Source organism: uncultured Streptococcus sp. (assembly GCF_963516515.1).
GTDB lineage: Bacteria > Bacillota > Bacilli > Lactobacillales > Streptococcaceae > Streptococcus.
On the sequence record NZ_CAUQCJ010000003.1, the window covers coordinates 56,487 to 79,565 of the forward strand.

General features: G+C 38.7%; 15 protein-coding genes. 9 read left to right on the forward strand and 6 right to left on the reverse strand.

What is annotated here, in order from left to right; translation table 11 throughout:
- Positions 1-1,407: a F0F1 ATP synthase subunit beta gene (gene atpD / locus RYL77_RS01285; RefSeq protein ID WP_000094357.1), complete on the forward strand. Its 1,407-nt coding sequence runs from the start codon at positions 1-3 to the stop codon at positions 1,405-1,407.
- Positions 1,408-1,417: 10 nt separating this feature from the next.
- Positions 1,418-1,837 (forward strand): F0F1 ATP synthase subunit epsilon, encoded by a 420-nt coding sequence (locus tag RYL77_RS01290; RefSeq protein ID WP_000068045.1) that lies wholly within the window; start codon positions 1,418-1,420, stop codon positions 1,835-1,837.
- A 44-nt stretch (positions 1,838-1,881) separates the two neighbouring features.
- Here RYL77_RS01290 and RYL77_RS01295 read toward each other — a convergent pair whose 3' ends face one another.
- A complete protein-coding gene (locus tag RYL77_RS01295; RefSeq protein ID WP_315009256.1) occupies positions 1,882-2,895 on the reverse strand; it encodes a lactonase family protein in 1,014 nt (337 codons plus the stop codon).
- Between the two features lie 160 nt (positions 2,896-3,055).
- Here RYL77_RS01295 and RYL77_RS01300 point away from each other — a divergent pair, with 160 nt between their 5' ends.
- The 7 genes from RYL77_RS01300 (at position 3,056) to RYL77_RS01330 (ending at position 18,383) form a co-directional block, all read left to right on the forward strand.
- A complete protein-coding gene (locus RYL77_RS01300; protein ID WP_315009258.1) occupies positions 3,056-5,038 on the forward strand; it encodes a peptide ABC transporter substrate-binding protein in 1,983 nt (660 codons plus the stop codon).
- Between the two features lie 117 nt (positions 5,039-5,155).
- Positions 5,156-6,322 (forward strand): AI-2E family transporter, encoded by a 1,167-nt coding sequence (locus tag RYL77_RS01305; protein WP_315009260.1) that lies wholly within the window; start codon positions 5,156-5,158, stop codon positions 6,320-6,322.
- Positions 6,312-7,541 (forward strand): tetratricopeptide repeat protein, encoded by a 1,230-nt coding sequence (locus RYL77_RS01310; RefSeq protein ID WP_315009262.1) that lies wholly within the window; start codon positions 6,312-6,314, stop codon positions 7,539-7,541. Before RYL77_RS01305 ends, RYL77_RS01310 begins: the two co-directional genes overlap by 11 nt.
- 146 nt (positions 7,542-7,687) lie before the next feature.
- Positions 7,688-8,329 carry an amino acid ABC transporter permease gene (locus tag RYL77_RS01315; RefSeq protein ID WP_102211195.1) on the forward strand — a complete coding sequence of 214 codons (642 nt, stop codon included), beginning with the start codon at positions 7,688-7,690 and terminating at the stop codon, positions 8,327-8,329.
- Between the two features lie 9 nt (positions 8,330-8,338).
- On the forward strand, positions 8,339-8,968 hold the full coding sequence (locus tag RYL77_RS01320) for an amino acid ABC transporter ATP-binding protein (protein ID WP_315009265.1): 630 nt from the start codon (positions 8,339-8,341) through the stop codon (positions 8,966-8,968).
- Between the two features lie 12 nt (positions 8,969-8,980).
- Positions 8,981-9,817, forward strand: a complete 837-nt coding sequence (locus tag RYL77_RS01325) for an amino acid ABC transporter substrate-binding protein (RefSeq protein ID WP_315009266.1) — start codon at positions 8,981-8,983, stop codon at positions 9,815-9,817.
- Between the two features lie 280 nt (positions 9,818-10,097).
- Entirely contained in the window at positions 10,098-18,383 is an 8,286-nt protein-coding gene (locus tag RYL77_RS01330; protein WP_315009268.1) for a Rib/alpha-like domain-containing protein, read from the forward strand.
- Positions 18,384-18,493: 110 nt separating this feature from the next.
- On the opposite strand, the gene lysS is transcribed toward RYL77_RS01330, so the two are convergent.
- The 5 genes from lysS to RYL77_RS01355 form a co-directional block, all read right to left on the reverse strand.
- Complete coding sequence (gene lysS, locus RYL77_RS01335; RefSeq protein WP_315009270.1) at positions 18,494-19,984, reverse strand: lysine--tRNA ligase; 1,491 nt, start codon at positions 19,982-19,984, stop codon at positions 18,494-18,496.
- Between the two features lie 137 nt (positions 19,985-20,121).
- Positions 20,122-20,739 carry a histidine phosphatase family protein gene (locus tag RYL77_RS01340; RefSeq protein WP_315009272.1) on the reverse strand — a complete coding sequence of 206 codons (618 nt, stop codon included), beginning with the start codon at positions 20,737-20,739 and terminating at the stop codon, positions 20,122-20,124.
- The gene (locus tag RYL77_RS01345; protein ID WP_315009274.1) at positions 20,739-21,221 is read right to left on the reverse strand and encodes an aminoacyl-tRNA deacylase; all 483 of its coding nucleotides are present in this window, start codon (positions 21,219-21,221) and stop codon (positions 20,739-20,741) included. The genes RYL77_RS01340 and RYL77_RS01345 overlap by 1 nt, the downstream gene beginning before the upstream one ends.
- Positions 21,221-22,063: a DUF368 domain-containing protein gene (locus tag RYL77_RS01350; protein ID WP_315009276.1), complete on the reverse strand. Its 843-nt coding sequence runs from the start codon at positions 22,061-22,063 to the stop codon at positions 21,221-21,223. Before RYL77_RS01350 ends, RYL77_RS01345 begins: the two co-directional genes overlap by 1 nt.
- Before the next feature lie 94 nt (positions 22,064-22,157).
- The gene (locus RYL77_RS01355; protein WP_315009278.1) at positions 22,158-22,958 is read right to left on the reverse strand and encodes a glycoside hydrolase family 25 protein; all 801 of its coding nucleotides are present in this window, start codon (positions 22,956-22,958) and stop codon (positions 22,158-22,160) included.
- Positions 22,959-23,079: the final 121 nt, after the last annotated feature.

Sequence of the window (23,079 nt, forward strand, 5' to 3'; positions counted from 1 at the left end):
ATGAGTTCAGGTAAAATTGCTCAGGTTATCGGTCCTGTTGTAGACGTCTTGTTTGCAGCAGGGGAAAAACTTCCTGAGATTAACAATGCACTTGTCGTCTACAAAAATGACGAAAGAAAAACAAAAATCGTCCTTGAAGTAGCCTTGGAGTTGGGAGATGGTATGGTCCGTACTATCGCCATGGAATCAACAGATGGTTTGACTCGTGGAATGGAAGTATTGGACACAGGTCGTCCAATCTCTGTACCAGTAGGTAAAGAAACTTTGGGACGTGTCTTCAACGTTTTGGGAGATACCATTGACTTGGAAGCTCCTTTTACAGAAGATGCAGAGCGTCAGCCAATTCATAAAAAAGCTCCAACTTTTGATGAGTTGTCTACCTCTTCTGAAATCCTTGAAACAGGGATTAAGGTTATCGACCTTCTTGCCCCTTACCTTAAAGGTGGTAAGGTTGGACTTTTTGGTGGTGCCGGAGTTGGTAAAACCGTCTTAATCCAAGAATTGATTCACAACATTGCCCAAGAACACGGTGGTATTTCAGTATTTACCGGTGTTGGGGAACGTACTCGTGAGGGGAATGACCTTTACTGGGAAATGAAAGAATCAGGCGTTATCGAGAAAACAGCCATGGTATTTGGTCAGATGAATGAGCCACCAGGAGCACGTATGCGTGTTGCCCTTACTGGTTTGACAATCGCTGAATACTTCCGTGATGTAGAAGGCCAAGACGTGCTTCTCTTTATCGATAATATCTTCCGTTTCACTCAGGCTGGTTCAGAAGTATCTGCCCTTTTGGGTCGTATGCCATCAGCCGTTGGTTACCAACCAACACTTGCTACGGAAATGGGTCAATTGCAAGAGCGTATTACATCAACTAAGAAGGGTTCTGTAACCTCTATCCAGGCTATCTATGTGCCAGCGGATGACTATACTGACCCAGCGCCAGCAACAGCCTTCGCTCACTTGGATTCTACAACAAACTTGGAACGTAAGTTGGTACAATTGGGTATTTATCCAGCCGTTGACCCACTTGCTTCAAGCTCACGTGCCTTGGCACCTGAAATCGTTGGAGAAGAGCACTATGCAGTTGCTGCTGAAGTAAAACGTGTCCTTCAACGTTACCATGAATTGCAAGATATCATTGCTATCCTTGGTATGGATGAGCTTTCTGATGAAGAAAAGACCTTGGTTGCTCGCGCCCGTCGTATCCAGTTCTTCTTGTCACAAAACTTCAACGTTGCGGAACAATTTACTGGTCAGCCTGGTTCTTATGTTCCAGTTGCTGAAACTGTACGTGGCTTTAAGGAAATCCTTGATGGTAAACATGACCACTTGCCAGAAGATGCCTTCCGTGGTGTAGGTTCTATCGAAGATGTGATTGCAAAAGCTGAAAAAATGGGATTTTAAGAGGTGATCTATGGCTCAGTTAACTGTCCAGATCGTGACACCAGATGGTCTCGTCTATGATCACCATGCCAGCTATGTATCAGTTCGAACTCTGGATGGTGAGATGGGGATCTTGCCACGACATGAAAATATGATTGCGGTTTTAGCAGTTGATGAAGTAAAGGTAAAACGTATTGATGATGAAGATCACGTGAACTGGATTGCAGTAAACGGAGGCGTTATTGAAATTGCCAATAATACCATCACAATCGTTGCTGATTCTGCAGAACGTGCTCGTGATATCGATGTTAGCCGTGCAGAACGTGCTAAGCTTCGTGCGGAGCGCGAAATCGAAGAAGCCCACGAAAAACACTTGATTGACCAAGAGCGTCGTGCTAAGATTGCTTTGCAACGTGCTATTAATCGTATTAATGTCGGAAAAAGACTATAAGAAAAAATGAACTTGAGTTACCAAGTTCATTTTTTTATGTTTTCTTAAGGAGCAAAACTGATGCAGACTGCTTCTGGTACATGGAAGTCGTTAGAAAGTTCTGCTAGACGACCAGTTTCAGGATTGCGTTTAAAGACGGTTGCATTGTCAGAGTCTTGATGGACAGCAATGACAAATTCTTGGTCTGGTGTCAAATCAAAATCACGTGGAGTCTGACCATGAGTCGGAACGATTTCTAACAACTCTAAGCTACCGTCCGCAAGGATTGTATATACTGCGATAGAATCATGGCCACGGTTAGAAGCGTAGAGGTACTTCCCATCTTTAGAGAGACGAATAGCAGCAGTACCATTAAAGCCTTCATAACCGTCTGGTAGAGTTGAAATGACCTGCATGCGTTCAAATTCGCCAACACCATCGTAGATTAAAACTTCGATAGTGCTATTGAGTTCACAAATGAGATAAGCGATTTTATAGTGGTTATGGAAAACGATATGACGAGAACCAGCTCCAGGAATACTATTGTAGGTATAGAGCTTAGATAATTTCCCTTCTTGATCAAGGTCATAAGTGATGACTTGGTCAGTTCCCAAGTCGCAGGTCACTAGATAGTGGTCAGGTGTTAAGTCTGTAAAGTGAACATGGGGTGAAGCTTGATTCTCATGTGGACCTTGGCCACTGTGTTGATCCACATCACTAAGTAGAAGACTACCATCTCCCTGACGTTTATAAACAAGAACCTGTCCCTTGTGGTAGTTGGCTGCGTAAACCAAATCACGCTTTTCATCAACAGAAACATAACAGTGGGGAGCTCCTTCTTCAACGACATGATTTAATAAGGTTCCGTCAGTTTGATAGGCTGCAATGCCCCCCTTGTCATCCTGACTACCAACGGTGTATAGATGTTGCTTCTGGTCAAAAGCAAGATAGGTTGGACTTGGTTCAGGAGCAAAAAGTTCTAAATTAGCAAGCTGCCCAGTTTCTGTATCAAAGTCTGCCTTGTAAATCCCTTGGGAAGTACGACGTGTATAAGTTCCAAAATAAACAGTTTCTTTCATGACTATACCTCTTTATAAAGATAAGACTATTATATCACAAAAACTGTAGTTGGAGGAACTCTATAACACATAGATGTGTATAATAAAATATCAAATTTAGCTTGATTTCCTTTTGAAAAGTGCTATAATAATCCTATACAAATTGCAAAGGAGTTTTTTTATGAAAAAACGTGTTTTCTTAGCAGCTGGAGTTGCTGTACTCTCAGCAGCTGTTCTAGCAGCTTGTTCATCTGGTAATGGGAATAAAGAAGCAACTAAACCAGTTACTTATGCCTATGTATTTTCATCAGATCCTGCGAGTCTGGATTATACAGTTGCTGGGCAAAAGTCTACAAAACAGATTACTGGTAATGTCATTGATGGACTACTGGAAAATGATCAATACGGGAATCTAGTACCATCAGTTGCAGAAGATTGGACGGTTTCCAAAGATGGTTTGACCTATACCTATAAAATTCGTAAGGGTATCAAGTGGTATACCAATGAAGGCGAAGAATATGGGGAAGTTAAGGCTCAGGATTTTGTGACTGGTCTAAAACACGCAGCTGACAAGAAATCAGAAGGACTTTATCTTGTACAGGATTCTATTAAAGGATTAGATGACTATGTAAATGGGAAAACAACGGATTTTTCTACTGTTGGTGTAAAAGCAACAGACGATTATACTGTAGTCTATACTTTAAACCATCCAGAATCTTTCTGGAATTCGAAGACAACAATGGGAGTTCTTGCTCCTGTTAGCGAAGACTTTTTAGCTTCTAAAGGAGATGACTTTGGTAAGGCGACTGATGTAACAAGCATTCTATACAATGGGGCTTATCTTCTCACAGGTCTTACATCTAAATCTTCTATTGAAATGACCAAAAACCAAAACTATTGGGATAAACAAAATGTCTTTATTGATGATATTAAGTTGTCTTACTTTGATGGTCAGGATGCAGACTCTCTTGGACGTGGTTTTGATGAAGGAAATTATCCTGCAGCACCTCTCTTTAAAAACTCTGCTAACTATGAACGGCTAAAAGAAAAATACAAAGATAACATTATTTATAGTCAACAACAAGGAACTACTTTCTATATTTCGACTAATATTGACCGTGTTGCCTACAATCACACCTCTAAAACAAGTGATGCAGAAAAAACATCTACTAAGAAGGCCTTGCTGAACAAAGATTTCCGTCAATCCTTGGCTTTTGCTACAGATCGTAAAGCAGGAATCTCTCAAGTATTTGGGGACGAAGTAGCACCGCGTAAATTACGTACAAGTTTAACACCTCCAACATTTGTACAAGTAGGAGAGCAGTCATTTGGGCAAGTAGCTAAGGCAGAATTGGATAAATTAGATGGTGTATGGAAAGATGTCAGTCTTGATGATGCCCAGGATTCACTTCATAATGTAGATAAGGCTAAAGCTAAATTGGAAGCTGCCAAGAAAACTCTTCAAGCTGATGGAGTACAGTTCCCTATTCATTTAGATATTCCAGTATCTTCTACTCGTCCACAGTTTGTGCGTCAATATCAATCTTATAAACAATCTATCGAGGAAGCTCTTGGATCAGATAATGTTATAGTTGATATTCAACAAGTTTCTGATGATGAATTGGCAAGTATGACGGTTCTAGCTACTTCTAATACCAATACTGACTGGGATATTAATGCAAATAGTGGATGGGGGCCTGATTACGCAGATCCATCAACTTATCTAGATATATTTGATCCAACATCTGGACCAAATCTTCTTGGTTCCCTAGGTGTAGTACCAGGTAAAGACAGTTCAGCAATCAAAGCGGTTGGGTTAGATAAGTTTAAAGAGTTAATCACGGATGCTAATAGTGAGAAAACAGATCTTGAAAAACGATATTCTAAATATGCCAAAGCTCAAGCTTGGTTAACAGACAGTGCCTTGGTTATTCCTGCACAGTCAGACGGTGCCCAAATGCTCGTAACGAAGAAAGTTCTAGGTACTGGTGCAGATGGCTGGGTAGGTGATAAGACTGGTGAACTTAGCTATAAATACCTTAAAATCCAAGATAAGATTGTCACTACTAAAGAAATGGATGAGTTCCGCAAGAAATTTGCTGAAGAAAAAGCCAAATCAAACGCAGATTATCAGAAGAACTTAGAACGTCATATTCAAGACTAATCGAATCTCCTCTTTTGAGGGGATTTTTTATGTCTCTGTCTCCATGTAAGCACTTTAAAAAAGAGTTATTTTGATTTAAAAATGGTATAATGGGAGAACAATAGAAAGGAAGTATTTATGGAACAAAAAGAGAAACATTTTAGCCTATCTTGGTTTTTCAAGTGGTTTTTGGATAACAAGGCAATTACGGTATTTTTGGTCACCTTATTATTGGGACTGAATCTTTTTATTTTAAGTAAGATTAGTTTTCTATTTTCACCTGTTTTAGACTTTTTAGCAGTTGTGATGTTACCAGTCATTCTGTCTGGCCTGCTATATTATTTATTAAATCCTATTGTTGATTGGATGGAAAAACACAAAGTTAATCGTGTCATCGCAATCAGTATTGTCTTTGTGATTATCGCCATCTTTATCATTTGGGGATTGGCAGTCGCTATTCCAAATCTGCAGCGTCAGGTCTTAACATTTGCAAGAAATGTCCCAATCTACCTTGAAGATGCAGACAGAGTTATTAATGATTTGGTAACCAAGCGTTTGCCAGATGATTTCAGACCTCAATTAGAGCAAGTTTTAACAAACTTCTCTAGTCAGGCTACAGTTTGGGCAAGTAAGGTTTCATCTCAGGCAGTCAACTGGGTGAGTGCCTTTATTAGCGGGGCTTCTCAAGTAATTGTTGCCTTGATTATCGTTCCTTTCATGCTCTTTTATCTCTTGCGTGATGGGAAAGGCTTGCGTAACTATTTGACTCAATTCATGCCGATGAAATTGAAGGAGCCTGTAGGACAGGTTCTGTCAGATGTGAATCAACAGTTGTCCAACTATGTTCGAGGGCAAGTAACAGTGGCTATTATTGTAGCAGTAATGTTTATCATCTTTTTCAAGATTATCGGTCTACGCTATGCGGTTACGCTGGGTGTTACTGCTGGTATTTTAAATCTGGTTCCTTATCTTGGTAGCTTTCTAGCCATGCTTCCTGCTCTAGTATTGGGCTTGATTGCTGGGCCAGTCATGCTTTTGAAAGTAGTGATTGTCTTTATCGTAGAACAAACTATTGAAGGCCGTTTTGTCTCTCCATTGATTTTGGGAAGTCAATTAAACATCCATCCCATTAATGTTCTCTTTGTTTTGTTAACTTCAGGATCCATGTTTGGTATTTGGGGAGTCTTACTCGGTATTCCAGTTTATGCCTCTGCTAAGGTTGTCATTTCAGCGATTTTTGAATGGTATAAGGTAGTTAGTGGCCTATATGAACTAGAGGGAGAGGAAGTCAAGAGTGAACAATAGTCAACAGATGTTACAGGCTTTGGAAGAGCAAGATTTAATCAAGGCTGAGCGTTATTTCGTCAAAGCTTTAGAAAATGATTCAAGTGACCTTCTGTATGAGTTAGCTACTTATCTTGAAGGGATTGGTTTTTATCCTCAGGCCAAGGAAATTTATCTGAAAATTGTAGAGGATTTTCCAGAGGTTCATCTTAATCTAGCAGCCATTGCTAGCGAGGATGGTCAAATCGAAGAAGCTTTTGCTTACCTAGAGGAAATCCAAGCTGACAGTGACTGGTATGTTTCTGCTTTGGCTCTGAAAGCAGACCTTTACCAGATGGAAGGTTTGACAGATGTGGCGCGTGAAAAACTGCTGGAGGCTTTGACCTACTCAGAAGATCCTCTCTTGATATTGGGATTAGCAGAGTTGGATAGTGAGTTGGAAAATTACCAAGAGGCTATTCAAGGCTATGCCCAGTTAGATAATCGTACTATTTATGAGCAAACAGGCATTTCTACCTATCAACGAATTGGCTTTGCCTATGCCCAGTTGGGTAAATTTGAAACGGCCACAGAGTTTTTAGAAAAAGCCCTAGAGTTAGAATACGATGACCTAACGGCTTTTGAGTTGGCCAGTCTTTACTTTGATCAAGAAGAATACCAAAAAGCTGTCCTCTACTTTAAGCAGATAGATACCATTTCTCCTGACTTTGAAGGCTATGAGTATGGCTATAGTCAGGCTTTGCATAAGGAGCATCAAGTTCAAGAAGCCCTGCGTATCGCTCAGCAAGGTTTGGAGAAAAATCCCTTTGAAACTCGCCTTTTGCTGGCTGCTTCACAATTCTCCTATGAACTTCATGATGCTAGTGGTGCAGAAGATTATCTCCTTACTGCAAAAGAAGACGCTGAGGATACAGAAGAAATCTTGCTTCGTTTGGCTACTATTTATCTGGAGCAGGAGCGTTATGAGGATATTCTAGACTTGCAAAGCGAGGAGCCAGAAAATCTCTTGACCAAGTGGATGATTGCTCGCTCTTATCAAGAAATGGACGATTTGGATACCGCCTATGAGCATTACCAAGAGTTGGCAGGAGATTTGAAGGACAATCCAGAATTTCTGGAACACTATATCTATCTCTTGCATGAATTGGGCTACTTTGAGGAAGCAAAAGTCAATGCCCAAGCTTACTTAAAACTGGTTCCAGATGATGTACAAATGCAAGAATTGTATGAAAGACTTTAGGAATAAAATGATTTAAAGCTATATCTTATCAATTTTGAAAGATATAGTTTTTATTTTTGTTAACAATGTAATTTTTTTTATAAAAATAGTTGTAATTTAGTTTATGTATGCTATAATAGGGACAATTATTTTAAGGAGGTGTCAGTATGTCTTATTTATTTGAGATATTACCGAGTTTATTGAGCGGTGCAAGCATGACTTTACAGGTTTTTGCACTGGTCTTGATTTTTTCTATTCCCTTGGGCGTTTTGATTGCCTTTGCCTTGCAAGTCCATTGGAAGCCCCTCCATCATCTGATTAACATTTATATTTGGATTATGCGGGGGACACCCTTGCTCTTGCAATTGATCTTTATCTATTATGTGCTACCAAGCATTGGGATCCGTTTGGATCGCCTTCCTGCGGCCATTATTGCCTTTGTTCTCAATTATGCTGCTTACTTTGCTGAAATCTTCCGTGGCGGGATTGATACCATCCCTAAAGGTCAATATGAGGCTGCTAAGGTCTTGAAGTTTAGTCCTTTTGACACAGTGCGCTATATTATCTTGCCTCAGGTGACCAAGATTGTTCTCCCTAGTGTATTTAATGAGGTTATGAGTTTGGTCAAGGATACGTCTCTAGTCTACGCTCTAGGAATTTCAGACCTTATCTTAGCAAGCCGAACAGCTGCCAACCGTGATGCCAGCCTTGTTCCCATGTTCTTGGCAGGAGCCATTTACTTGATTTTGATTGGGATTGTGACAATCATTTCCAAAAAAGTTGAGAAGAAGTACAGTTATTATAGATAGGAGGTTGACATGTTAGAATTACGAAATATCAATAAGAAATTCGGAGACAAACGAATCCTGTCTGATTTCAGTCTAAGTATTCCTGAAAAGCAAATCCTAGCTATCGTTGGGCCTTCTGGTGGAGGTAAGACGACTCTCTTACGCATGCTTGCAGGTCTTGAAACCATTGATTCAGGTCAAATCTTTTATAATGGAGAACCCTTAGAATTGGATGAATTGGAGAAGCGAAATCTACTGGGATTTGTATTCCAAGATTTTCAACTTTTTCCTCATTTGTCAGTTTTAGACAATTTGACCTTATCGCCTGTGAAAACAATGGGAATGAAGCAGGAAGAGGCAGAGAAGAAGGCGCGTGGACTCTTGGAACAGTTAGGATTAGCAGGGCACGCAGATGCTTATCCATTCTCACTATCAGGTGGGCAAAAACAGCGAGTGGCTTTGGCACGTGCTATGATGATTGATCCAGAAATCATTGGTTACGATGAACCAACTTCTGCACTGGATCCAGAATTACGCTTGGAAGTGGAAAAACTAATCTTGCAAAATAGAGAACTAGGCATGACCCAGATTGTGGTTACCCATGATTTACAGTTTGCGGAAAATATTGCAGATGTATTATTAAAAGTAGAACCTAAATAGGAGGAAAAAGTGATGAAAAAATTGATGCTTATATTAGTCAGTCTAATGACTGCTTTGTTCTTAGTAGCTTGTGGGAAAAATGTTAGTGAAACTAGTGGAGATAATTGGTCTAAGTACAAGTCTAACAAGTCTATTACTATTGGATTTGATAGTACTTTTGTTCCAATGGGATTTGCTCAGAAAGATGGTTCCTATGCAGGATTTGATATTGATTTAGCTACAGCTGTTTTTGAAAAATATGGAATTACGGTAAATTGGCAACCGATTGATTGGGATTTGAAAGAAGCTGAATTGACAAAAGGAACGATTGATCTGATTTGGAATGGCTATTCCGCTACAGACGAACGCCGTGAAAAGGTAGCATTCAGTAACTCATATATGAAGAATGAGCAGGTATTGGTGACTAAGAAATCTTCAGGTATCACGACTGCAAAGGATATGGCTGGAAAGACATTAGGAGCTCAAGCTGGTTCATCTGGTTATGAGGACTTTGAAGCAAATCCAGCGATTTTGAAGGATATTGTTGCTAATAATAAAGCGAATCAATACCAAACCTTTAATGAAGCCTTGATTGATTTGAAAAACGATCGAATTGATGGTCTATTAATTGATCGTGTCTATGCAAACTATTATTTAGAAGCAGAAGGCGTTTTAAACGATTATAATGTCTTTACAGTTGGACTAGAAACAGAAGATTTTGCGGTTGGAGCACGTAAGGAAGATACAACTCTGGTTAAAAAGATAAATGAAGGATTTTCTAATCTTTATAAGGATGGTAAGTTCCAAGAAATTAGCAAAAAATGGTTTGGTGATGATGTAGCAACCAAAGAAGTGAAGGAAGAAAAATAAAATATATAAAAAAGTCTAGTTTTACCATTTTAAACTAGGCTTTTTTTATAAAAAACATTAACAATATAGACATTATTTATATTTTAAATATATTATGATTAACAATCTGATAAAATTAATATATTATCTTCTGAAAAACCGAAATACTTGATTTATAAAGGATTAAAGGGTATAATCTTAATGAGAACCTTTAAATATACAAATATATTTGAGGGGGGCTTGTTGTTTTTAGCCTTCATATATATATTAACTGACATTTGTCAGAAAAAGGAGTAAGGTAATGTTTAAACCTAAAGGACGGCATGTTTGTCAATCGCAAGTGGAGAAATTCACACGTTACAGTATCCGTAAGGTAAGTTTTGGTGCGGCTAGTGTGGCTGTAGCTACTGGGTTATTTTTCCTTGGTGGAGGAAGTGTTCAAGCAGCTGAACAAGCAACTAATTCAGAAACTAGAGAAGTTCAAAATGCTCAAAGTGTCAATGATAAGTCCTCGGAATCTAGGGAAGTTGCTGGACAAGCATCAGTTACTGCTAAAGAGCCCGATGGACAACAAACTAGTTCTGCTAAAGAGTCTGCGACTAACACACAAGCAAGTCCAGTTGAAACCCCAAATGTAGTGACGGAAAAAGTTGCTATTAATACCGCATCATTAGAAGATTTAGTTGCTAAAGTTGAAGGTAGATTGAGTCAATTAACTGAAGGCAAGAAAACAAAATCAGTCATTGATGATGCTAAAAACTTGGTTAATAAAGCAAAAGAGCTTTTAAATGATGATACAAAAACACAGGCAAAAGTTAATGCATTGGCTAAACAACTTTCAAGTAGTCTTGTCATTTTAAACAGTATCAAATCAGAAACAACAGAAGAAAAAGTAAACAAAAACCAAGATCCTAGAAATGGACAAGCTATCCCAGGTATTGGAGAAAGTGGATTTAGAGATACAGGTACGGTTGCAGATGGTACTGAAAATCCTGTTGTTGTAAATACAAATGATATTACACAAAAAGCTTCTGAATTAGAGGCGGAAATCGCAAAGGTTGAATCTTTAATCTCTGCTGAAAATGCTAAAGGAGAAGGGAAAACAGATAAAGAGTTCGTAGGAATACTAACACAGGTAAAAGAGTCTGCACAAGCTGTTAAGAATAAAGGGAACAACATACCAACAACAGAAAAAGAAAAGCATGCACTTTTACAAGAGTTAAAAGATAAAGTAGATTTATTGAAACTATACCAAGCTAAAAAATTAGATTGGGGAGCACCTGCGAATAATCACTTAGCAAATTATGGGAATAATCCATCTGATGCAGTAATTAGTAATTTAAATGATACTTTTGGAACACCTGACTTTTCAAATGCTACATCACATACAAAACGTGCAGAAAATCAAGGTACGGGTATAAGGAACTCTATTAATTTGGGTTCAGCAACTTATCATTGGAAACAAAAAGAAATAACGGTTGATGAAGCCAAAGCAGGAGCTTTGGGTGGCTGGAAGATTGTTGATAAAGAAGGTGCAAACACCGTAAATATTGTTAAACCAGAAGCACCTACTGATATAGAATATAAAGAAGGCCAATCAGCAACCACATATGCACCAAAACCAGCAAAAGTTTATGATAATAACGGTCATGTTACTGCTACTGGTGGTCAAGGTAGAGCAAACGCTGGTGGTGGAGTACTAAGATATATGATTAGTACTGATCGTTTGGGAAATGGAAGTATAGGAAAAGTTAATAAAGATTATTATGTAGAATTAAAAAAACAAGGAACAACTATCTATAAAGATTTCGACGTAAACCCTAACTCTCATTTGTATGCTAATCTTGTCTTTTCTAGTGCGTATGGAGAAATGGGTCTTTCATCTGAAGGTGAAAAAATAAAAATGAGAATAGTGGATGCCTATACTGGCCAACCGCTATCAGAATTAACTAGAAAAGATGGAAAAGCTTCAGATACAGAATTTATTGGAAAACCTGGATCAGATTCGGATGGTTTTGCTGCATTATGGCGTGTAGTAAAAGTGCCTGAAGGGACGACTAAGGTACGTGTATTTGTAGAAGCAGGAGATCAGCCAACAACTTCTAGATACTTGAATGGTCATAAGGTTGAAGATGGATATATAGTTGCAGGACTAGGATTAACTCCAGGACCAGCACTGACTTTAACGACTACAGTTGTTTCAGGTAAAGATAAAGAAGCATATGGTTATACAGAGGATTCTATTTATAAAAATGCTCAAAAAGGAACGTTTAATGTAACGCTAAGTAATCATGGTGGAGTAGGAGTAGTATATCAGACTCAGTATGAAGTTACGTTGAAAGTTCCTAAAGGTGTTAAGTTAGGTACATTACAAGGAACAGACTTAAATGAAGTAAATGGTAAAAATTTATTTGCTCCAAGTTATACTTATGGCTTTAAATATAACAAAGATACACGAGAACTTACTTTTAAAATTGATTTATCAAAACGAAATATTAATCCAACAAGTGGTAGCTCCAACACTGTTACGATCCCGTTTGAAGTAACGCCTGATTTTGTCGGAGAAGCAACTTTTGAAGTAGTAGGGAAAAATGGATTTGGAGGAAAAGATAAATTAGGAAATATGATCTTACCGTTTGGAATAGCTGGTGCGGATAGATATAATATTCCAGTGAATGTAAATGCTAATAGTTTAGAAACTTCCGATAATCCTGACTATAAATATAATCGTAGTATTTATATTGATTCTATGGCAGGAAATAGCACTATAACTGTACCAGTTGGAACAACTTTTGAAAAAGCAAAAGAGGCAGCAACAGTAAGTGCTGAAGAATTACTAAATTCAGAAGCTTATAGACAAAAATTAGCAACATTAAAAGCTACTGCTGCTCTAAATTTAAGTGAAACAAGTTTAATTGCAATGGTACAAGGTTATTCTACAGCTGCTGTAAAAGAAAATAGTGGCACTCTAAAAGTACCAGTTATTCACACTATTGGAAGTAAGAATTTTAATAATCAAATAGACATTAATGTGAATGTAGTGGCATCTACTAAGCAACAGAAAGTTGTTTTTGAAGGAGATACAATCCAAAATGATGATATTAAGGGGAAAATAACTCCTGCTACAATTCCTGGATATACAGCTACAACAAATAATGTTCAAAATATGCCTACAACAACTGGTAAAGCTGGACAAATCATTAATGTTGAAACAACAGTATCTTATACGAAGGGAAATGTTGTACTTCCTGAAACAGTAACAGTTCCTGTGTTGGTCTTACCAAAAGCAACAGGTAATGTAGAAGTAATTAAAGGTGCAACTGTTGATAAAGTAAAAGAAGTAGCGAAAGCAAAAGCGACAGAAGTAGCAACATCAGCTGACTTCAAAGCTAAATTACCAGAAGGTTCTAAAGATGTAGTGGTTGGTGAGATTACAGAAGAAGTTTTAGCAACAATGACTGCAGAAAAAGGAACGAACAAAGGAATCGTTAAAGTTCCAGTAACTTATTCAGTAGATGGAACAACTTATACAAAAGATGCAGAAATTACTGTAAATGTCTTAGGTTCAGAACCAAAAACAGTCTACACTGTAGAAGGAACAAAACCAGATGCAGAGAAAGTTAAGAATGCAGTAACACCAGGTACTGGAGGAACTGTAGGAACACCAACAGAAACTGATTTACCAGAAACAACAGGGAAAGTTGGAGCTAAAGATGTAACTGCAACTACAACAGTAACGTATCCAAGTGGAACAGAAACTGTAAACGTTCCAGTAGAAGTATTGCCAAAAGCAACACCAGAAAAAGTAATCACATTAAAAGATACAACTAGTGAAAACTTAACAACAGCGGTGAAAGAAAAAGCACAAGCTGCACTAGGTAAACTAGTATTACCATCAGGAGTTACAGCAGAATTAGTTCCAAATCAAAATTATACTGTTCCAGCAACAACTTCTAATGGCGATAAAGATAATGTACCAGTAAAAGTACAATACAAAGACGCAACAGGTACAGTAGTAGCAGAAGATACTATTTCAGTCCCAGTAACAGTCGTAAGCTCAACACCAAGTAAAATCGTCGTGTTTGAAGGCGAAACACCAACAGCTGAACAAGCCAAAGAAGCCGTAACACCAGGAACAGATGGAACAAAAGGTGAACCAACAACATTACCAGAAACAGCAGGTAAGGCAGGAGCAACAGACGTTAAAGTAGACGTACCAGTAACATATGACAATGGTAAGTTAACAGAAACAGTAAGCGTTCCATTAACAGTTTTACCAAAAGCAACTGGCGAAGCAGATGTACCAAAAGGTTCAACAGTAGATAAAGTAAAAGAAGTTGCTAAAGCAAAAGCGTCAGCATTAGTTGAAGCAGCAGACTTCAAAGGAAAATTACCAACAGGAGCAACAGTAACAGTCGGTGATATAACAGAAGCTGTTGCAGAAACTCTAACAAATGAAAAAGGTACAAACAAGGGTGTTGTAAATGTTCCAGCAACATATACAGTAGATGGAAAAACATACAATACAACAGTACCAGTAACGATTAATGTATTAGGTTCAGAACCGAAAACAGTATACACTGTAGAAGGAACAAAACCAGATGCTGAGAAAGTTAAGAATGCAGTAACACCAGGTACTGGAGGAACAGTGAACGCTCCATCAGAAGCAGGATTACCAGAAACAACAGGTAAAGTAGGAGCAAAAGATGTAACTGTACCAACAACAGTAACATATCCAACAGGAGATGAAACTGTAAATGTACCAGTTGAAGTATTACCAAAAGCAACACCAGAAAAAGTAACAACATTAAAAGATACAACTAGTGACAACCTAACAACAACTGTAAAAGAAAAAGCACAAGCTGCACTAGGTAAACTAACATTACCATCAGGAGTTACAGTAGAATTAGATCCAAATCAAACATATACTGTTCCAGCAACAGATTCTAATGGTGATAAAGATAATGTACCAGTAAAAGTACAATATAAAGACAACACAGGTACAGTAGTAGCAGAAGATACAATTAATGTACCAGTAACAGTCGTAAGTTCAACACCAAGTAAAATCGTCGTATTCGAAGGTGAAACACCAACCGCTGAACAAGCGAAAGCAGCTGTAACACCAGGAACAGATGGTACAAAAGGTGAACCAACAACATTACCAGAAACAGCAGGTAAAGCAGGAGCCACAGACGTTAAAGTTGACGTACCAGTAACATATGACAATGGAAAATTAACAGAAACAGTAAGTGTTCCAGTAACAGTTTTACCAAAACCAGAAGCTGATGAAATTCTTGTTCCTAAAAATGGCGATAAAGATAAAGCAAAAGAAAAAGTGCTTGCTCAAGCTGAAAAAGCGATTGCTGATGGAACATTTACAGGTAAACTACCACAAGGTGCTAGAGTTGAGATTGATAAAACAGCTCCAGTAACAGTTCCTGACTTAACAGATGATACTGAAGTGGATGTAACTGTTAAATATACTGTAGATGGTCAAGAAAAAACAACAACTGTTAAAGTCCCAGTTACAGTAGTTGAAGGTGTAGCACAAATTGTCCCAGTGGATGAAAACAACAAACAACCAGATCCAGAGAAGAGCATCGATAAAACAGATTATCCAGAAGGATCTACATTTAGATATAAGACTCCAGATGGACAAACATCTCCAATCTATGTAACAACAACTGGAGATAAGAATGTGGTTGTTGAAGTACTTGATCCACAAGGAAACACAATTGTTGAAGTTCCAGCAACTGTACGTGTTGTAGGTAGCACACCACAATTTGTAGTAGCAGATCCAGCTAAGAAACAACCAGAAGCGAAAAACAGTGTTACTCCAGGAGACTATCCAGAAGGAACAACATTTGAGTACAAGACACCAGTAGATACAACAACTGCAGGAGAAAAAGATGTAACTGTTGTAGCTAAGCTAAATGGTCAACCAATTGCAGAAGTTCCTGCAAAAGTAGTGGTTGTAGATCCTAAGACACAATACGTAGTAGCAGATCCAAGCAAGCCACAACCAGATGCATCTAAGAGCATTGATCCAGAACAATATCCAGATGGAACAACATTTGAATACAAGACTCCAGTAGATACGACTACACCAGGAGAAAAAGATGTAGTTGTCGTTGCGAAAGATGGCGAAGATAAACTTGTTGAAGTACCAACAAAAGTGAAGGTTGTACAAGGAAATCTACAAATCGTTCCAGTGGATGAAGGTAAGAAACAACCATCACCTGAAGATAGTATTGATTCAAATGATTACCCAGAAGATGCAACATTTGAGTACAAAGAAGAGGTAGATACATCTACACCAGGTGATAAGAAAGTTACTGTTGTTGTGAAACAAGGAGATAAGGTACTTGTTGAAGTGCCATCTACAGTACGTGTAGTAGGTAGCACACCTCAATTTGTGGTAGCAGATCCAACTAAGAAACAACCAGAGGCAAAAGACAGTGTCATTCCAGGAGAATATCCAGACGGCACAACATTTGAGTACAAGACACCAGTAGATACAATAACTGCAGGAGAAAAAGATGTGACAGTTGTAGCTAAGCTAAATGGTCAACCAATTGCAGAAGTTCCTGCAAAAGTAGTTGTTGTAGAACCTAAGACACAATACGTAGTAGCAGATCCAAGCAAACCACAACCAGATGCATCTAAGAGTATTGATCCAGAACAATATCCAGATGGAACAACATTTGAATACAAGACTCCAGTAGATACGACTACACCAGGAGAAAAAGATGTAGTTGTCGTTGCGAAAGATGGCGAAGATAAACTTGTTGAAGTACCAACAAAAGTGAAGGTTGTACAAGGAAATCTACAAATCGTTCCAGTGGATGAAGGTAAGAAACAACCATCACCTGAAGATAGTATTGATTCAAATGATTACCCAGAAGATGCAACATTTGAGTACAAAGAAGAGGTAGATACATCTACACCAGGTGATAAGAAAGTTACTGTTGTTGTGAAACAAGGGGATAAGGTATTAGTTGAAGTACCGTCTACAGTACGTGTAGTGGAAAGTTATCCTAAATATGTCCCAGTAGATCCAACTAAGAAACAACCAGATCCGAAAGAGAACATTAATCCGAATGATTTCCCAACTGGAACAACATTTGAATATAAAGATAACACTCCAGTAGATACAACAACACCAGGAGAAAAAGATGTAACAGTTGTAGCGAAGTTAAATGGACTACCAATTACAGAAATTCCAGCTAAAATTGTTGTCGTAGAATCTAAGACACAATATGTCCCAGTCAATGCTGAAAGTGATAAGAAACCAAAACCACAAGGTAGCATTACACCAGATGATTATCCAGAAGGAACAACATTTGAGTACAAGACACCAGAAGGACAAACAACTCCATATGATGGATCAACACCAGGTGAAAAAGACGTTACTGTAGTCGTGAAAGATTCAGATGGAGATACAATTGTAGAAGTACCTGCGAAGATTAAAGTCGTTCAAGGCAAAGAACAATTAACTCCAGTAAATGCTGAAGATAAAGATAAACCTAAAGCTGAAGATAGTATCACACCAAGTGACTATCCAGAAGGTTCAACATTCGAATACAAAGTTCCAGAAGGACAAACAACTCCATATGATGGAACAACTCCAGGGGATAAACCAGTTACAGTAGTTGTAAAAGATAAAGATGGAAAAGTGTTAGTTGAAGTTCCAGCTACTATTAAAGTAGTTGAAACAAAACCAACACCGATTGAAACACCAGTAACCACAACACCGTTAACCCCAGAGGATTACACAAAAGGAATTAAGATTCCAGAAGGTGGTAAAGTAACGAATGTTGCAAACATTCCAGACTTAACAACGCCAGGTAAGAAAGATCCAGTTAAGGTAACGATTGAATTGCCAAATGGCAAAGTGATTACAGTGGACGTTCCAGTAACTGTTACTCCAGTTAAGGAAATTGAAACACCAGTAACCACAACACCGTTAACCCCAGAGGATTACACAAAAGGAATTAAGATTCCAGAAGGTGGTAAAGTAACGAATGTTGCAAACATTCCAGACTTAACAACGCCAGGTAAGAAAGATCCAGTTAAGGTAACAGTAGAGTTGCCAAATGGCAAAGCTATTACAGTGGAAGTTCCTGTAACAGTAACACCTAAATCACAAAATGGTGGAGGAGTCATTTCTCAAAATGGCGATTCAACTGTTCAGATTGTAACGGAATATCTAGATGAAAACGGAAACCGTATTACTTCAGATAAAGAAGGAAAACACAATCCAATAGAGTTGGAAGGATATGAATATAGTCATTCAACAACTGATTTTAAAGGAAATACCCTACATCACTATAAGAAAGTTACAAATTCAATCAATCAAGAGCAACCAAGTGCTCCAGAGACTCCTACAAGTCCAGAAAAACCAGTAGCTACTCCAGTTCAGACAAGTTCTACAGATTCTAAACAAGTAGCTGAAACAACCGTATCCAATGATAAGAAGGAATTACCAAATACTGGTACAGAAGATAAGGCTGGTCTAGCTAGTCTTGGACTTCTTGGAATGTTGGGTGCATTCGGACTTGTAGCTCGTAAGAAAAAAGAAGACTAAGAAAGAAACTTCTTTTCTGAAGTCTGATAGAAAAATAGACTGAGGTGAAAACTTCAGTCTATTTCTTTTTACTGTAAAAAAACCTCTGGCAAGTACCAGAGGATAAGAGCTTATTTCATTGTTGGGAAGAGTAATACATCACGGATAGTAGTTGTATCAGTGAGGAGCATGCAGAGACGGTCGATACCGATTCCCAAACCACCTGTTGGAGGCATACCGTATTCAAGGGCCTCGATGTAGTCGTAGTCGATGCCTGTCGCTTCATCGTCACCAAGTTCTTTAGCTTTAGCTTGGGCTTCAAAACGGCTAAGTTGGTCGATTGGATCGTTGAACTCAGTAAAGGCATTACCGTACTCCTTAGTCATGATGAAGAGCTCGAAACGGTCAGTAAAGCGTTCGTCTTCAGGATTTTTCTTAGCGAGTGGAGATACAGCTACTGGATGTCCATAGACAAAGGTTGGTTGGATCAAGGTTTCTTCAACAAACTCTTCAAAGAAGGCATTGATGATGTGGCCAACCTCAGTGTAGTGTTTCTCAACTGGAACTTTCTTCTCAGCAGCGATAGCTTTGGCTTCCTCGAAAGTCATGTCTTGCCAGAAATCGACACCAGTAATTTCCTTGATAGCATCCACCATGTGAACACGTTTAAATGGTTCGTTGATTTTGATTTCAGTACCTTGATAGTTAACCGGGCCATCACCTTTGACTGATTTAGCAGCGTGTTGGATAATACCCTCAGTCAAGTCCATAATGTCTTGGAAATCTGCATAAGCTTGGTAGACTTCGATAGAAGTAAACTCAGGGTTATGAGTAGCATCCATTCCTTCGTTACGGAAGATACGGCCAATCTCATAGACACGTTCCATACCACCAACGATAAGGCGTTTTAAGTGAAGCTCAGTCGCGATACGAAGCACCATATCAATGTTTTGGGCATTGTGGTGGGTGATAAATGGACGGGCAGCAGCACCACCAGCTTCGTTGTGAAGAACAGGTGTTTCCACTTCAAGGAAACCTTTTTGGTCAAGGTAACGACGGATTTCAGAAATGATTTTTGAACGAGTGACAAAGCGTTCAAAGCTTTCACGGTTAGAAATCAAGTCAAGGTAACGTTTACGGTAAATGGTTTCAACGTCCGTCAAACCGTGGAATTTTTCTGGAAGTGGACGAAGGGCCTTAGACAAGTGTGTAATGTGAGTCGCCTTGATAGAGAGTTCTCCCATATCTGTACGCATTACTTGGCCTTCGACACCAAGGAAGTCACCAAGGTCTGCTTTTTTGAAGATTTCGTAGTTTTCTTCACCGACAGCATCCTTACGAACGTAGATTTGGATTTGACCTTCGCGGTCTTGAAGGTGGGCAAAACCTACTTTACCTTTACCACGTTTGGTTACCAAGCGTCCTGCGATAGTAGCTGTTTCGTTTTTATCGTGTAATTGTTCTTTATCGAGGTCGGCATATTTATCTTTTAATTCTTGTGAATTTGCAGTGCGTTCAAACCGTTTTCCGAAAGGATCGATTCCTTGTTCACGGAGCGCAGCCATTTTTTCACGGCGAACGATCTGCTGGTCATTTAGTTCTTCCATATGTTCTGTTGACATGGGATCCTCCTAGTTTTACTCAAAATTGAATACGATGAGTCATTTTTTGCGATACTCCCATTTTATCATAAATAGCCAAGAAATTCACGGATAATCTTTAAAAACTAAAAAGAACTTGACACTAAAATTAAGTTCTGTTATTGATAAGAGGTATCATTCCACGTATCAAGAGTGAATGTTTCAAAATTATGGGTTTCTAGAATGGTTAGGCTGGCATTTGCTAGACCACCATCTTTACGAAGAAGAGGTTCTTTATAGCCTAGTAGAGTACGAAGACTGGCAGTAAGATTGGCGCCGTGGCCGACAATTAGAATACGCTCAGCTGGACTATCTTTGAGTGATTTGATAAATTGGATGGTCCGTTTTGTTGTGCTATAGAGGGATTCGGCTCCAAACATTTGAGTGTCAAATTTAGCAAGATTAGATCGGAAAGCTTTGATTTGTTGCGGGTAAATAGCTTCCAAGGTTGCAATTTTCAAACCTTCCAATTTCCCCAGCTGCCATTCACGGAGATTAGGAACACTTTCTAAAGGACAGGGCGTTTTGAGTTGACTTTGGATAATCTCGGCAGATTTGACCGCTCGAGGTAAATCACTTGAATAAATCTGATCAAAAGGAATTTCCTTGAGATATTGGCCAAGTTGTTTTAGGGTGTCAATGGATTCAGGAAGAAGAGGAGAATCTCCACTAGCACCTTGAAAACGACCTTCTTGGTTCCAGACTGTACGACCGTGGCGGACAAAGTAGAGTTTCATTACTTGCTGTCCTCCAAGATATCTGCAAAGTCAGCTTTTACAAAGCTAGCCAAGTCTTGTGGTGCGACGATAATGCTGTGCCCCACTTCCCCAGCAGAGACAATCATTTGATCCAAGTCTAGAGCAATCTTATCGATAAAAATGGGATAATTGTGTTTCTGACGAATACCGACAGGATTATTGGCTCCGTGAATGTAGCCAGTTGTTTTTTCCAAGTCCTTTTGTGGAATCATGCTCACTTTTTTATTGCCAGAAAATTTAGCTAATTTCTTTTCTGACAGGTGTTGAGTGATAGGGACAATTCCGATAATCGGTCCTGTTTTATCTCCCAAAAGAGCCAAGGTTTTGAAAATCTGATCTCGTTCATAACCTTGAGGCAGTTCTCCTTCAAGCGCATTGATTTGAATCCCCTGATGTGGGATACCTGCTTTAGACAGGATTTGTTCCACCAATGTTTTTTTGATTTTAACTTTTTTTGCCATTATTTATACTTATCCTCCAATTGGCTCATCCAAATACCAAGCCAGATTCCTAGTGCAAAGAAGAAGGCGATGATGACATAACCGACATGTGAAAGCCCCATGTATTGGATACTTTCAGCGTTTCCTGCATTTGGAATCAAGATTAAAAGAGTACTTGATAAGACGATTCCGATGATGAAATGATAGACGCGTGAGTGGTAGTTATTTAAGGCATAATCCATCAATTTTGAAAAAATAATGAGAGTTGCGCCTGCTCCAATTCCAATCGGGAAGAAGGTTCCCAAGAGGTCAAAGGTTTTAAAACCAGTCAACATAGGAGCATAGAGGCCCAAAATCAAAAGTAGATTTGATGGACTAAGGCCAGGAACCAATACGCCAAGAGCCAGTAGTGCACCTGCTAGGACGAAATTAAGAAAGCTGGGACTTAAGGTTCCAACGACAAAATTTAAGGCATAGAGACCTAGTCCAGAAATGATAAAGGTTGCCCAGAACCAAGCTAAATCAAACTTGTCTCGGTCAGATTCTCGAGTTGATTCTTTGAGAAGGCTAGGAACAGTACCAATGATGGCTCCCGCAAAGCTCCATAAGACAAAGACCTGATAATTTTCAAGCAGGTATTCAATCGGGTAGGAAAATAAGCCGATTCCCAGAAGCATACCGATGGCAACTGGAATAAAGTACAAAACATTTTCTTTAAAGTCTTTAAAGGGATGGGCCAGAAAGCCAATCATCCGTTCATAAATTCCTAAGATTGCTGCTAGAACCCCTCCAGAAATTCCCGGTAGGATAAATCCAAGAGCAATGACAATCCCTTTAATAATACGTGCTAACCATGAGAGCATATACTTCCTCCAACTATTTCAATTTCAAAAACTCCTTACTATATTGTATCACAATCTATAATAAAAAGAAAAAGCAAATGATAAACAAATGCTTTTAAGGTTTTAAAAAGAGTTTTCTAAAGGTTTCTTCTTTGTTTTTTAAGGAAGAGATGACGTTGATATCCAAATCGTGATCAAAGCCAGCAATTTTTCCTTTAGAAGTGTACTGGTGGATGTCGTAATCTAAGTCCGTATTAGGTTTGCTTTCGAAAAATCCAGTATTTGAACCGTATGAAGGAATCCAAACAGAGGTAAACTTGTCTGTATCAATACTGTGTTCTTCCATGAAGTAGACCCCAACGTAGATTCCAATGTTTTTAACACCTAGGGATTCTAGTTTTGCTCGGAAGGCTTCAACCCCCTCGTTCATATTGGACATGGTTTTGTCTTCCACGTCTAGCCAATAGTAACTTGGGCTGTAAGGCGAAGAGGCGTTATAGAATACTTCGGCAGCCTTTTCCATTTCTTGGACACTTTTTCCAGCTACAAAGGCATAAACACCAACTGGTACATTTCGTTTTTGAAATTCAGTGATATGGGTTTTAAAGGCCTTATCTACCCCATTAACAAAGGAGGCCTCGTTCTCTTTGGACGTTTGAGCACCACTATGGACGCGAACAATGGCTCCAGAAATGTTTTGGGAGAGAGTATCGTAATTGATTTCCTCAGGACGCTGCCAACCAGACACATCAATTACTGGTTTATTTATATTATGTAACGCTTGAGTCTCTACTTGCGCGATATTTGACTTTGTTTTTACAGGATGGTTCTCAAAACGAGGGCGATTCAGGATTAAAATGAAAATCATAATCCCAAAAAAACCAAATAAAATAAGCGGATTAATTTTCTTTCTCATATCTCATAATTTTACCTTAAAAATGAAAAAAAATCAAAAAAAAATACTCAAAAAATGGGTTAAGGAAAGGACTTTGGAGCATTTTTTCATTCAAGAGCGCGGAATGATTTGAAATATGGTA

What these genes read in the sequence shown, in the direction of transcription:
- atpD (WP_000094357.1), top strand. Translation starts at nt 1, where the DNA reads ATGAGTTCAGGTAAAATTGCTCAGGTTATCGGTCCTGTTGTAGACGTC.
- RYL77_RS01290 (WP_000068045.1), top strand. Translation starts at nt 1,418, where the DNA reads ATGGCTCAGTTAACTGTCCAGATCGTGACACCAGATGGTCTCGTCTAT.
- RYL77_RS01295 (WP_315009256.1), bottom strand. Translation starts at nt 2,895, where the DNA reads ATGAAAGAAACTGTTTATTTTGGAACTTATACACGTCGTACTTCCCAA.
- RYL77_RS01300 (WP_315009258.1), top strand. Translation starts at nt 3,056, where the DNA reads ATGAAAAAACGTGTTTTCTTAGCAGCTGGAGTTGCTGTACTCTCAGCA.
- RYL77_RS01305 (WP_315009260.1), top strand. Translation starts at nt 5,156, where the DNA reads ATGGAACAAAAAGAGAAACATTTTAGCCTATCTTGGTTTTTCAAGTGG.
- RYL77_RS01315 (WP_102211195.1), top strand. Translation starts at nt 7,688, where the DNA reads ATGTCTTATTTATTTGAGATATTACCGAGTTTATTGAGCGGTGCAAGC.
- RYL77_RS01320 (WP_315009265.1), top strand. Translation starts at nt 8,339, where the DNA reads ATGTTAGAATTACGAAATATCAATAAGAAATTCGGAGACAAACGAATC.
- RYL77_RS01325 (WP_315009266.1), top strand. Translation starts at nt 8,981, where the DNA reads ATGAAAAAATTGATGCTTATATTAGTCAGTCTAATGACTGCTTTGTTC.
- RYL77_RS01330 (WP_315009268.1), top strand. Translation starts at nt 10,098, where the DNA reads ATGTTTAAACCTAAAGGACGGCATGTTTGTCAATCGCAAGTGGAGAAA.
- lysS (WP_315009270.1), bottom strand. Translation starts at nt 19,984, where the DNA reads ATGTCAACAGAACATATGGAAGAACTAAATGACCAGCAGATCGTTCGC.
- RYL77_RS01340 (WP_315009272.1), bottom strand. Translation starts at nt 20,739, where the DNA reads ATGAAACTCTACTTTGTCCGCCACGGTCGTACAGTCTGGAACCAAGAA.
- RYL77_RS01345 (WP_315009274.1), bottom strand. Translation starts at nt 21,221, where the DNA reads ATGGCAAAAAAAGTTAAAATCAAAAAAACATTGGTGGAACAAATCCTG.
- RYL77_RS01350 (WP_315009276.1), bottom strand. Translation starts at nt 22,063, where the DNA reads ATGCTCTCATGGTTAGCACGTATTATTAAAGGGATTGTCATTGCTCTT.
- RYL77_RS01355 (WP_315009278.1), bottom strand. Translation starts at nt 22,958, where the DNA reads ATGAGAAAGAAAATTAATCCGCTTATTTTATTTGGTTTTTTTGGGATT.